The 12,062-nt window shown below is 66.6% G+C and carries 11 protein-coding genes; 7 read left to right on the forward strand and 4 right to left on the reverse strand.

Annotated features, from left to right (window positions below):
- Positions 1 to 12 precede the first annotated feature (12 nt).
- Genes AB4061_RS04835 through AB4061_RS04850 form a run of 4 tightly spaced genes read left to right on the forward strand, consistent with a single transcriptional unit; the run spans position 13 to position 3,868 of the window.
- Positions 13 to 1,314 carry a 3-isopropylmalate dehydratase large subunit gene (locus AB4061_RS04835; protein ID WP_441631389.1) on the forward strand — a complete coding sequence of 434 codons (1,302 nt, stop codon included), beginning with the start codon at positions 13 to 15 and terminating at the stop codon, positions 1,312 to 1,314.
- The gene (locus tag AB4061_RS04840; protein ID WP_441631390.1) at positions 1,311 to 1,868 is read left to right on the forward strand and encodes a LeuD/DmdB family oxidoreductase small subunit; all 558 of its coding nucleotides are present in this window, start codon (positions 1,311 to 1,313) and stop codon (positions 1,866 to 1,868) included. Before AB4061_RS04835 ends, AB4061_RS04840 begins: the two co-directional genes overlap by 4 nt.
- Before the next feature lie 38 nt (positions 1,869 to 1,906).
- Positions 1,907 to 3,109 (forward strand): pyridoxal phosphate-dependent aminotransferase, encoded by a 1,203-nt coding sequence (locus tag AB4061_RS04845; RefSeq protein ID WP_441631392.1) that lies wholly within the window; start codon positions 1,907 to 1,909, stop codon positions 3,107 to 3,109.
- A gap of 57 nt (positions 3,110 to 3,166) precedes the next feature.
- On the forward strand, positions 3,167 to 3,868 hold the full coding sequence (locus tag AB4061_RS04850; RefSeq protein ID WP_441631394.1) for an RraA family protein: 702 nt from the start codon (positions 3,167 to 3,169) through the stop codon (positions 3,866 to 3,868).
- A gap of 33 nt (positions 3,869 to 3,901) precedes the next feature.
- On the opposite strand, the gene AB4061_RS04855 is transcribed toward AB4061_RS04850, so the two are convergent.
- Together AB4061_RS04855 and AB4061_RS04860 are read right to left on the reverse strand one after the other, a co-directional pair.
- Complete coding sequence (locus tag AB4061_RS04855; protein ID WP_441631396.1) at positions 3,902 to 4,720, reverse strand: dienelactone hydrolase family protein; 819 nt, start codon at positions 4,718 to 4,720, stop codon at positions 3,902 to 3,904.
- Between the two features lie 26 nt (positions 4,721 to 4,746).
- Positions 4,747 to 5,205, reverse strand: coding sequence for a tautomerase family protein (locus AB4061_RS04860; RefSeq protein WP_441631397.1), 459 nt, complete (start codon positions 5,203 to 5,205; stop codon positions 4,747 to 4,749).
- A gap of 94 nt (positions 5,206 to 5,299) precedes the next feature.
- On the opposite strand from AB4061_RS04860, the gene AB4061_RS04865 reads away from it, so the two are divergent.
- Positions 5,300 to 6,289: a GlxA family transcriptional regulator gene (locus AB4061_RS04865; protein ID WP_441631399.1), complete on the forward strand. Its 990-nt coding sequence runs from the start codon at positions 5,300 to 5,302 to the stop codon at positions 6,287 to 6,289.
- Positions 6,290 to 6,333: 44 nt separating this feature from the next.
- On the opposite strand, the gene AB4061_RS04870 is transcribed toward AB4061_RS04865, so the two are convergent.
- Positions 6,334 to 7,455 carry a helix-turn-helix transcriptional regulator gene (locus AB4061_RS04870; RefSeq protein WP_441631401.1) on the reverse strand — a complete coding sequence of 374 codons (1,122 nt, stop codon included), beginning with the start codon at positions 7,453 to 7,455 and terminating at the stop codon, positions 6,334 to 6,336.
- Between the two features lie 218 nt (positions 7,456 to 7,673).
- On the opposite strand from AB4061_RS04870, the gene AB4061_RS04875 reads away from it, so the two are divergent.
- Positions 7,674 to 9,176 carry a hypothetical protein gene (locus AB4061_RS04875; protein WP_441631403.1) on the forward strand — a complete coding sequence of 501 codons (1,503 nt, stop codon included), beginning with the start codon at positions 7,674 to 7,676 and terminating at the stop codon, positions 9,174 to 9,176.
- Positions 9,177 to 9,312: 136 nt separating this feature from the next.
- Entirely contained in the window at positions 9,313 to 10,608 is a 1,296-nt protein-coding gene (locus tag AB4061_RS04880; protein ID WP_441631405.1) for an MFS transporter, read from the forward strand.
- A 24-nt stretch (positions 10,609 to 10,632) separates the two neighbouring features.
- Here AB4061_RS04880 and AB4061_RS04885 read toward each other — a convergent pair whose 3' ends face one another.
- Positions 10,633 to 11,997, reverse strand: coding sequence for an efflux transporter outer membrane subunit (locus tag AB4061_RS04885; RefSeq protein WP_441631483.1), 1,365 nt, complete (start codon positions 11,995 to 11,997; stop codon positions 10,633 to 10,635).
- Between the last annotated feature and the right edge of the window lie 65 nt (positions 11,998 to 12,062).

Here is a 12,062-nt window from a genome sequence, read left to right on the forward strand (position 1 = left end):
CCGGTGCCGGCGATGAACGTATCGGCTACCCCCGGCACCGGCGGCAGGACGATGGCGGAGAAGCTGCTCTCCCGCGCCGCCGGCCGCGACCTGCGCGCTGGCGACCTGGCGATCTGCGAGCCGGATGCCACCATGGGCACGGATGGCTCGATCCCCATGGCGCTCGACTACCTGCGGCAGATGCAGCCGGAGCGCGATGCTTTGCCGGGACCGGCCCGGCCCGAACGCGTGGTCTTCGCGCTGGATCATTACGGCGCAAGCTCCGGCGCGCGCGCGTTGGCCCTGCAGGACATCGCGCGGGACTACGCACTGGCGCATGGCATCGGGGTGTTCGAGGTGGGCGAGGGCATCGGCCACCAGCTCATGCTGGAGCGGGGCCGGGCGCTGCCCGGCCAGCTCGTGGTGGGGGCTGACTCGCATGCGGTGACCTACGGCGCGCTCAACGCGTTCGGCACGGGCATCGGCTCATCCGACCTGGCCGGCGTCCTGCAGTGCAACCAGCTTTGGCTCAAGGTGCCCGGCTCGCTGCGTATCCGCCTGCATGGCGCCTTGCCGGCGTACGCGTCGGCCAAGGACCTGGCCCTGGCCATGGCGCGCCGCATCGGTGCGGGCGGTGCGAGCTACCTTGCGCTGGAGTTCGACGGGCCCGGCCTTGCCGCGCTCGATATGGACGACCGCATCGTGCTGGCCAATATGTCGGTGGAGATGGGCGCCAAGGCGGGCCTGTTTCCCTTCGATGGTTGCACGGCAGCGTACCTCGCCGGGCGCACCGCGCAGGCTTATGTCCCGGTGGCGGCGGATGACGACGCCACCTATGTCGATACGCTCGGCTTCGACCTGTCCGCCATCACGCCGCAGGTGGCGTTGCCGCACCGCGTGGACGGTGTGCTCGATCTGGCGCAGGCGCCGGCCTTGAAGATCGGCATGGTCTATCTCGGCACCTGCACCGGCGGGCGCAGCAAGGACTACCGCGAAGCGCTGGACGTGCTGCGCGCGGGCGGTGGCGTGGCGCCCGGCGTGCGGCTGGTGGTGACGCCCGCATCGGAAGAGGTCCGCGCGGAGCTGGAGCGCGACGGCCTGTTGGCGGAGTTCGCGGCGTTCGGGGCAGAGATCCAGCCGTCCGGCTGCGGCGCCTGCTGCGGCACCTGCGGCAGCATTCCCGCCGATGGCATGCGCGTGATCTCCACCGCCAACCGTAATTTCAAGGGCCGCATGGGCAATCGCACGTCGGAGATTTTCCTGGCGTCGCCGCGCGCCTGCGCCAGCGCCGCCGTCACCGGCCACCTGGTCGATCCGCGCGAGGTGGCGCAATGACATTGCAGCAAACCGCATCCAACGCCGCAGCCGGCGCCGCGTCCGTCATCCACGGCCGCGCCCGCCTGCTTGGCGATGACATCAATACCGACTACCTGATCGCCTCCAGCCGCAAGAAGGACAGCCTGGACCCGCAGGTGCTGCGCCGCTACCTGCTGGAGGATGTGGATCCCGCCTTCGCCGCCAGCGTGGCGGATGGCGACATCCTGGTGGCCGGGCATAACTTCGGCTGCGGCTCCGCGATGGAGGTGGCAGTCACTGTGGTGCTCGCCGCAGGGATCCGCGTCGTGGTGGCCCGCAGCTTCTCACGCACCTACTGGCGCAACGCCATCAACAACGGCCTGCTGCTGATCACCGCCGATACCGCCGGCATTGCCGAAGGCAACGCGCTGACGCTGCGCCTGGACGGCGCCGGCGCCGAGCTGATGGTGGGCCATGCCTGCGAGGCGCCTACCCGCCGCATTCCCTGCGAACCCGTGCCGGACATCGTGCTGGCCATCCGCGCGGCCGGCGGGCTCGTTGCCTACCTGCGCCAGCATCGCAAGCTTGCCTAACCTTATCCATTCACGCTACCGAAGACAGCGCCCAGACCATGACAATCATCGCAGCCCGCCTCAACCGGATCAAGCCGTCGCCCAGCTCGATGGCAGGGCAACGCGCGCGTGAGCTTCGCGCCAGCGGCCGGGACATCGTCGGCCTCACCTCCGGCGAGCCGGATTTCGACACGCCGCAGAACGTCTGCGAGGCCGCCACCCGCGCCATGTCGGCGTCCAAGACCAAGTACACCGATGTTGGCGGCACGCCGGAGCTCAAGGCGGCGATTGCCGATAAGTTCCGCCGCGACAACGGCCTGGACTACGCGGCCAGCGAGATCATCGTCGGCACCGGGGGCAAGCAGATCATCTTCAACGCGCTGATGTGCACGGTGGACGTGGGCGATGAGGTCATCGTGCCGACGCCCTACTGGGTGTCCTACCCCGACATCGTGCTGTTGGCCGACGGCACGCCGGTCTTCGTGGACTGCCCGCCGGAGAATGGCTTCAAGCTGCGCCCGGAGGACCTGGAGCACGCCATCACGCCGCGCACGCGCTGGCTCGTGCTGAATGCCCCCAACAACCCGAGCGGCGCGGCGTATTCCCGCGCGGAGCTCGAGGCGCTGGCCGAGGTGCTGCTGCGCCACCCGCAGGTGTGGGTGATGACGGACGACATCTACGAGCACATCCTTTATGACGACCGCGAGTTCTGCACCATCGCGCAGGTGGAGCCGGCGCTGATGGCGCGCACGCTCACGATCAACGGCGTGTCCAAGGCCTACGCCATGACGGGCTGGCGCATCGGCTACGGCGGCGCGCCGGCGGCGCTGGTCAAGGCCATGGTCAAGTTGCAGTCGCAGAGCACGTCCAACCCATCGTCCATCAGCCAGGCCGCCGCGCTGGAAGCCCTGAGCGGCCCGCAGGACTTCATCGCCGAACGCACGCGTATTTTCCAGGCGCGGCGCGACATGGTGGTGGCGGAACTCAACCGCATCCCGGGCATCCGGTGCCACTCGCCGGAAGGCGCATTCTATGTGTATCCGTCCTGTGCAGGCCTGATCGGCAAGCTGACACCGGAAGGCAAGCGGATCGAGACCGATGCCGATTTCGTGCTCTACCTGCTGGAGGCGCAGAACCTGGCCGTGCTGCAGGGCGGTGCCTATGGCGTGTCGCCGTTCTTCCGCATATCCTTTGCCACCTCTGTTGCGCAGTTGCAGGAAGGCCTGCGGCGGCTGCGCCTGGCGTGCGAGGCATTGCGCTGACAACATACCCGCGAGCGCTGAGCCCGGCGCTAGCTACATCCGATTTGGAGTTTCACTATGAGCAACGATTCCCAGCCACTGCAGTGGCCGGCCGGCTATCGCATCAACCCACGCGCGGCGGGCCCGGCCGCCGACGTCGTCGCCGCCTTGCGCGAGATGCCGGTGGCCGCCATCGGCGATGCGATGAGCCGTAACGTGGGCGCCATCGGCCTGCGCCAGTATCACGCCCGGCTCGGTACCGTGCTGTGCGGCCCGGCGGTGACCGTGCGCGTGCGGCCCGGCGACAACCTGATGATCCACAAGGCCCTGATGATGGTCGAAGCCGGCGACGTGCTGGTGATCGACGGCGGCGGCGACGTGACGCAGGCCTTGGTAGGCGGCCTGATGCGCACCACCTGCATCGCCCGCAAGCTTGGCGGCCTGGTGATCGACGGCGCGGTGCGCGACCTGTGCGAATGGGCGGAGGAGGGCATGCCGATCTTCGCCCGGGGGCACACGCATCGCGGCCCGAGCAAGGACGGCCCGGGCGAGATCAACGTGCCCGTTTCCTGCGCCGGGCTGGTGGTGATGCCGGGCGACCTGGTGGTGGGCGATGCCGATGGCGTGATCGCGGTGCCGGCTGCCGAAGCGGCGCACGTGCTGCGCAAAACACGCGCGCACCTGGAGAAGGAGGCCAAGATCCGCGAGGGCAACCGCACTGGCACCACGGACCAGGAACGCTTTGACGCGGTGTTGAGGGCGAAGGGTTTGCCGGTTTGAAGCCTGGAGGGCCTTGGCCCTTCTCGTCTCCACCTACGAGCCGAGGCGCTGCACAAAGAACGACAGGATTTCGTCGCGCGCGGCCACTGTCGGCTCGCCAGCTTCGTCAATCAGGTGGACGGTGACGACGCTGTGCGGGCAAGGCACGTGCTGGGCAAAGAAGGCAGGGACATCGGGGTTGGCGGCGCTGTCCGGCAGCGTGCGTCCCACGAACCTGCCGCCAAGGGCCTCGGCATAGGCCGTGAAGCGTTGCGCCCTGCAAAACCGATCGCCTGCAAATCGATACGCCAGCACCGTGAGATCCTCCCGCTCGAGCCGCTCACGCACCACGGCGAGCTCCCCGGGCGCCATCTCGATGCCACCGGGATCATCCAACGGCAGCGAGGGCTGGCAGATCACCGGTGCCAGCATCGCCGGCTCAAGCATCATCGACAGTGCGAAGTTGCCGGTGAAACACATGCCGATGGCGCCAACGCCGGGGCCGCCGCACTCCTGGTGCGCCAGCCTCGCCAGCGCCCTCAGCCACTGTGTCACCGGGCTCGACTGATTGGCAGCGAATGCGTGAAACTCCGCGCTAACGCAGGCGCGCCGAAAGACCGCCGCACCTGCCTCGGCGTCCGGCACGGCGCCGTCGCGGCCAAAGAGCGACGGCATATAGACCGTCAAGCCCGCATCGCGTACCCACCGGGCAAAGCGTGCGACGTGCGGGCTGATGCCCGGCATCTCCGTCATGACGATCACCGCAGGCCCCGAGCCTGCTACGTGGACCACCTTGGCCACGCCGTCGAGCGTGATCGTGCGGCGCGTGAAATCGTCAAGGCGATCTGCCTCCATCATGCTGCGGTTCACCATGGCGTTGCCTCCTGTGCGCTGGATGGTCAGGCCGCGTCGGCCAGATGCTGCAGGTGCGCGTAGCCGGCCACCTTTGCGAAGCGGGGCAACTGCCAGACATCGCCATTGACCCCCCAGGTGCCATCGGCCACATCGTGGAGCCTCACCGAGGTGGCCAGCCGCCGCTGGTCGCCGGCTGGCTGCGCCTGCCGGAGGGCGTCGTGCATCAACCGTACGTACAACGCCCTGGCCGGCGCGTCCAGCACGCCAGCAGGCACATAGACCGTCGCGATGCAGGGCAGCACCTGCGATGACATGTCGACGCCGCCGCACGTCCACAAGCCGGCTTCCGCTTCTTCGATCACGACCCAGATCGCGAAGCGCTTGTGCGGGTCATCGGGCATGCGCTCCGCCATGGCGGCGGCGTCGCTGATGCGGCGGGCGAGATCTGCGCGGGCAGGGCCGGCAAACGCGCCTTTGGGTATGTTGACGAGGATATTGGGCATCGAAGCGGCGTTGTCGTTGAGGTAGGTGCATTAGACGCTTTGGCCAGGTAGACTTTGAGTGTCAATTTAGACATCTTTAGGGCGTTTTCAGCCAATGAAGGATTTCACCGTTGTGGCGCTGTCCGGCGCCTATTCAACCAGCGTGGCCGCGACGATCGATATCCTGCGCGCGGCTTCGTTGCTCGCGCCGCGCATGCATCTGCCCCGGCCGACCTGGCGCGTGGTATCGACATCCGGGCGTTCCGTGCCGTTGAGCGGCGGCATGCATATCGAAGCCGCGGCCTTGCCAGCGCGGCCACGTGCGCAGGCCACGCATGCGACGACCTGGATCGTGCCGGGGCTGGGCATCGACGATGCCAGCGCCATCGCCCGCCGGCTGGCGCAAGAGGATGCGCGGCTGGCGGCACGGGCTGTTGCCACGCATGCCGCCGCTGGCGGCCATGTTGCGGCATCTTGCTCCGCGGTGTTCCTGCTACAGGCCGCGGGCCTGCTGGCGCAGCGCCGGGTCACGACATCCTGGTGGCTGGCAGCCGAGTTGCAGCGCCTGGAGCCGCGTTGCATCGTCGATGCCGACCGCATGGTCTGCGCGGATGAGCATGTGAGCACCGCCGGCGCGGCATTTGCACAGACCGATCTGATGCTTCACCTGTTGCGCAGCCGGTTTGGCGTTGCGCTTGCCGACGCGGTGAGCCGGGTCTTGCTGATCGACGGCCGGCAAGCACAAGCGCGCTTCGTGGTGCCGGCCATGTTGTCCAACGGCAATGCGCTGGTCGGCCGTCTGGTGGCTCGGATCGAATCCGCATTGCCGCAGCCACCCAGTATCCAGGTGTTGGCGGACGAGTTTGCCATGTCCCAGAGAACGCTGTCGCGGCGTGTGCGCGAGGCCACGGGCAAGAGTACCTTGGCGCTGGTGCAGAGCGTGCGGCTCAATCGCGCCCGCATGCTGATCGAATCGAGCCGGATGTCCGTCGAGCAGGTTGCCGAGCAGGTGGGCTATGAGGATGCCACGGCGCTCAGGCGCCTGATGCGCAAGAGGGCGGGTGTCACACCCAGCCAGTATCGAACGGCGGGCGAAGCGCCTTGATGCGGGATTCGGCGGCGTACTCGAAGGCCACTGAACGGCGGCCGTTAGTCAGTAGGAGTCCGTCGAGGAAGTACCCACAGCATCGCACTGACTGCCTCAGCCTGGGTTCGGGTGTGCGTCTTCTCGTAGATCGCCCTGAGCTGCGTGCGGATCGTGGCAAGTGAAACACCGATGCTGGCCGCGCATTCGTCGGGCGTCTCGCCCCGGATGAGCGCCTCTGCCACCGCAGCTTCTGCCTTGGACAAGCCAAAAGCCTGCCGCAACTGTTGCGCCACGACCAGCGCGCCTGCGCACTGCCGCCGTCTAGYGGTAATCATGATGGTGGCATCGCCAAACGCTGCGCGCAGCGTTTGTGCGGGAAGTGAGGTGATGCTGAGAAAAATCTCGTGCGCGCTGTCCAACGCGCCTTGCAAGGCTAGACTTTCGCCTTTTCTGGTCTTTGCTACGCGTGCAATGGCCGCCTGAAGGTAATCATTCTCCGCCGAGACCACCGCAGTCAGGCGACCGTGCGCCAGCCTTAGGCAGGCGGTCGCACGCAACATGGATTCGGCGGCCTGGTTGACAGAGACGACACGCGAGTTTCTGTCCAGGGCCAATACGGCAAGCCCCAGTTCCTCCATCAGTTCAGCACCGAGCGCGGCATCGCGGTGCAGGATTCTTGCATCCTGCCAGAGATTGATGGAGCGCTGCAGATGTCCAGTCATGCCCACTGCGGCGGTGCGTTCCTTCTGCGAATACGGCGTTCTGCCATACGCTCGCAGCAGGCCGAGCAGGACGTCGCCGCTGCCCGGGCGCGCGAAGCGAACGCCCATCAAATACCGAAAGCCAGCTGGAATCTGGTAGTCCTGGAAGAATTCGCTACGTGCGACGTCCCGATCCGTCAGGTGATCGTGGCAACAGACGAATTCGCCGATCGCCGCCTTCTCGACAAAGCCGCGGCGAGGATCGAGCGCGCCATAGTATTGGTCGTAGCGGGCAATGACGTCATCCAACTCCCCTCGCGGGGAGTAGACCGAAAAACGGGGGGCGTTGCTTGCCGCATCCCAACTGAACATGTGGAAAAAATTGGCCCCCAGAGCCTCGATGACCTGGTGGAACACCTCAAGAAAGCTGTCGTGGTGCAGCGCGGCCTCATAGAGGTCCCCGATAAGCTGGTCCCTTGGCAATTGCTTTCTCCCCAAAAAGCAGTGCAATTTAATTGTGGTGTATTCGGCCTAAAACTTCACGGGCCATGCCGGAGCCATCTCTTTTTGCCAATTTATCACAGCTTCTCTGCGGGGTGCGCCGCGAAAATCCCTGAATTTCATCCATCTGAATGATGACCGGCGAGATGGGCTTCCGGAAAATCCGAGCCTCTAACTAGAACGGGTCAGGGAGGAAAAAAATGAAGCTCAAGCCTTTAGCGATCAGCTTTGTAGCGCTTTCGTTGGCCGCCTGTGGCGGCGGCGGGGATTCCGCATCCACGTCGGGCGGAACAGGCACGCAAACGCCGGCGGCACAGACCGTCAGTGGTGTGGTCGCCACTGGTCTGCCGTTGTCTGGTGCCGCAGTCAACATGACCTGCGCGTCAGGTTCCGGAGCGGCAACGACGGCCACGGATGGCAGCTATTCGGTCACGCTCAAGGGCGCAATCCTGCCCTGCGTGCTGACCGCCACCAGCAGCGACAGCAAGATCATCCTGCATTCGGTGGTTCCAGGCGCCGGGTCGGGCAGCAGCAACGCGACCGCGCATATCACGCCGCTTACCGAACTGCTGGTCGCCCAGCTGGGCGGGCAAAACCCGGCTCAGTTTGTGGCAGCGTTCGGCCCGGCGACGGCAGTGAGCGCGACGGCGGTCAGCAGTGCCCAATCGGCCTTGGTCTCCGTGCTCAAGAAGGCCGGATTCGATCCTTCCGGCGTCGGCGACTTTATCGCAGGCGCGATCGCTGCGGGCAGCCATCAGGGCTATGACGCGATCCTGGACACCCTGCAATCAACGATTGCGAGCGCAAACACCAGCCTGAGTGAATTGAGCGCTGCCATTGCCAACAGCACGGGCAGCACCACGGCCGCCGCCTCGACCCTCGGCACCATTCTGGCGCCCGCGAACGCTGATTGCACCTCGCTGAAGAGCGGCGATCACCGCCTGATCAAGCTATCCGATGGATCTGCAAAGCTGGCGACGGTGGATGCGACGAAATTGACCGTCGCCATCAGCGGCACGACCTATCAGCTCACCAAGGGCGCGACGAGCTGCGATTTCTCGTTGAACGATCCAAACTCGACGCGTGTGCTTGTCGCTAAATCCGGGCTTGCGGTCTGGACAAGTGGAAGTGGTACTACTGGAACGATTGCGCTGTCGATGCCGGCGCAGACCATGGACCCAAGCGTCATCAATGGGGCATACAACTATGCGCTTATCAGCGGCTCACCCCAAAACCAGTTTGGTACCCACGGCTATGCAAAAGGCGTAACCACATCGGCCACAAACTGCTTGAGTGGCTACGGCAGCTGCGCAGTCGATACCGTCACGCCATATGGGCATCTGGTCGCCACGCCCGATGGCGGCGCGGATTGGATTGACGATGGCAGCCAGGCGGGCACCGCACAGTTCCACGCGGTTGGATTCAGAAACGCGCAAGGAAACATCCTCTGGATTGCCACAGTGTTGGGACAAGGAGGAGGCGTGGGTGTTTTCGTCCCGCAAACGACACTGCCTCTGCCGGCGGTTGGTACCGCAAGCGCCTTTTGGCAACGCATTGTTGACAACACCACAGGCCTGAGCGCGGTCACTGAAGATAGCCACACCATTACGGCACTGAATGGGTCAGCCGTCACGCGTACCTTTGCGTCCGATAGCCATTCGGACGTGCTGGGTTTCAACGGGGCGCTTGGCACCGGCTTGTGATGAGCCGGTGCCAGCGCATTTCGATTGTTTGTCACTAGAGTCTCCCCGGCGTTTCCCGTTGCCYCTTCGCCGGCCCCGGCCAGCCACGAGAGTAGAATCTCGCAAAATTTTTCGCTTGTGGCGCACGGGAATCGACATGACACAGGGCAACGCCAATGCCAACGCCGCCGCGGTGACCGGGCTGGAGCCGGCCGCCGCAGCAAATCCACCGCACGGCCGGCAAGGCCTCACGGAACAGGAGCAGGGCGCCTACGCCCGCAAGGCCGTGATCGCCTCGGCGGTCGGCTACGCGCTGGACGGCTTCGACCTGCTTATCCTCGGCTTTATCCTGAGCGCGGTGTCTGCCGGCCTCGGGCTGACCAGCACGCAGGCGGGTTCGCTGGTTACCTGGACGCTGGTTGGCGCGGTGGCCGGGGGCATCTTCTTCGGCATCCTGAGCGATTACGTGGGCCGGGTGAAGGTGCTGACCTGGACCATCCTGCTGTTTGCCGTCTTCACCGGCCTGTGCGCGTTCGCGCAGGGCTACTGGGACCTGCTGGCCTACCGGACCATCGCCGGCTTTGGCCTTGGCGGCGAGTTCGGCATCGGCATGGCGCTGGCCACCGAGGCCTGCCGGCCCGGCCAGCGCGCCCGCGTTTCCTCCTATGTGGGCCTTGGCTGGCAGGCGGGTGTGCTGGCCGCGGCGCTGCTGACGCCGGTGCTGCTGCCCTATATCGGCTGGCGCGGCATGTTTGCCATCGGCGTGCTGCCGGCGGTGGCGTCGTTCGTGGTGCGCCGCTTTATCGGCGAGCCGGAAGTGTTCGTTGCCAGCAGCAAGGTGGCGCGTAAGGGCAACCCGCTCAAGATGCTGGTGGCGGATGCCGCGACCGCGCGTGCCAGCCTGGGCGTGGTGGTGCTGTGCTCGGTGCAGAACTTCGGCTACTACGGCCTGATGATCTGGATGCCGACCTACCTGGCCAAGCAGTTCAATTACTCGCTGACCAAGTCCGCGCTGTGGACCTCGGTGACCATCATCGGCATGGCCATCGGGATCTGGGTGTTCGGCCAGCTCGCGGACCGCGTCGGCCGCCGGCCCACCTTCCTGATCTACCAGGCCGGGGCGGTGGTGATGGTCTTTGTCTACTCCCAGCTATCGACTCCCTACGCGCTGCTGTTCGGCGGCGCGGTGATGGGCCTGTTCGTCAACGGCATGATCGGCGGCTACGGCGCGCTGATCTCGGAGCTGTATCCCACGCAGGCCCGCGCCACCGCGCAGAACGTGCTGTTCAATATCGGCCGTGGCGTGGGCGGCTTTGGCCCGCTGGTGGTCGGCGCGCTGGCCGCCAGCTATTCGTTCGGCACGGCCATTGCCGTGCTGGCGTCGATCTATGTGCTGGATATCCTGGCCACGCTGTTCCTGATTCCGGAGCGCAAGGGTGCCGCGCTGGATTAGCCGGTCCCTTAGTCCCTTAGTCCCTTAAGCCCCGCTCTCCACCGCCGGCCCTCCCAACGCCTTGTACAAGGTCGTGATATTCACCAAGCGGTCGAAGCGGTTGCGTGCCGCCGCCACCGCTGCCTGTCGCAACGTCTCCTTGGCATCGAGCCAGGGCTGCAGCGCGGTRGCGCCGGCGCGGTAGCGCGCCGCGCTAAGCCGCTCCGCCCGGCTCGCAGACTCCAGAGATTCCCCCAGCCGATCCGCGCGCACGCCCAGCCCCACATGATCGGACAGCGCGTTTTCCACTTCGGCAAAGGCCGTGTACAGCGACTGCCGGTATTGCGCCACCGTTTCCTGGTACTCGTTCTGCGACACCTGTATCGTCAGCTGCGTGGTGTTCCATTGCAGGAAGGGCAGGCTCAGCCCGGCGCCGAGCAGGGCGGTGGGATCGCGCAGCAGCGAAGCCAGCGCCGCGCTGCCGGTGCCGACGATGCCGGTCAGCGTCAGCTTGGGGTAGAAACTGGCGCGGGTCGCGTCGGCGTTTGCCAGGGCGGCGCGCAGGCGCCATTCGGCCTGCCGCACGTCGGGTCGGCGTCCGACAACCGCGGCGGGAATGCCGGCGGCGATGCGCGGCAGCGCTTCGACGGGCAAGGCCGGCGGCTCGGCCACGCCGTGCCCGGGCGGACGGTTAAACAGGACGGCCAGGGCCTGGCGGTTTTCGCTGCGTTGCTGGTCCAGCACGGTACGCTCGGCCAGCAGGGCGGCCAGTTGCTGCTCGGCTTGCGCCAGGTCCAGGCCGGACACCGCGCCGGCGCGGTAGCGCGCGGCCACCAGGCCAAGCGTGCGTCGTGCGTCCGCCAGGCTTTGGCCTGAGATGTCGATCAGTTCGTTCAACAGCCCTGCGCGCCAGTACAGCGTGGCCGTGGTGGCCGCCAGGGCGATGGTCGCTGCTTCCAGGTCGGCCGCGCTCGCGCGCGCTTCCCAGTCCGCCGCGCCACGCAGGCTGGCCAGCCGCCCCCACAGGTCGATCTCATAGTTCACTGTGGCATTGATCCCCCCTTCGTCGCGCCGCCCGGGGCCGTCCAGGCTCCATTGGCGCGTGCCCCTGGCCTGCGCGCTCAGTTCGGGCGCGCGGTTGGTGGCGGCCAGCCCTGCGCGCAGCCGGGCGCGCTCGAAGCGCAGCGCGGCAATGGCGAGATCGTTGTTGGTAGCCAGCGCGGACGCGACCAGTGCGCTTAGCTGTGGATCGCCAAAGGCCTGCCACCAGACGTGCGGCTCCAGCGCCGTGCCCGCCTGTCCGGCCGGCTCCTGCGGGGGCGCATGCTGCCAGTGCCGCGGCACGTCCAGCGCGGGATCCACCTCCGGCGTGCGCAGTCCACTGCAAGCACTCAGGGCAACGGCGATCATCGGCAGCGCGACGAGCAGGCGCACCGGCAAGGCGCGCGGCGAGTGCGGCGACCGTGGCGGCCATG

It is taken from the genome of Cupriavidus sp. YAF13, assembly GCF_052113425.1.
In the GTDB taxonomy this organism is placed as follows: Bacteria; Pseudomonadota; Gammaproteobacteria; order Burkholderiales; family Burkholderiaceae; genus Cupriavidus.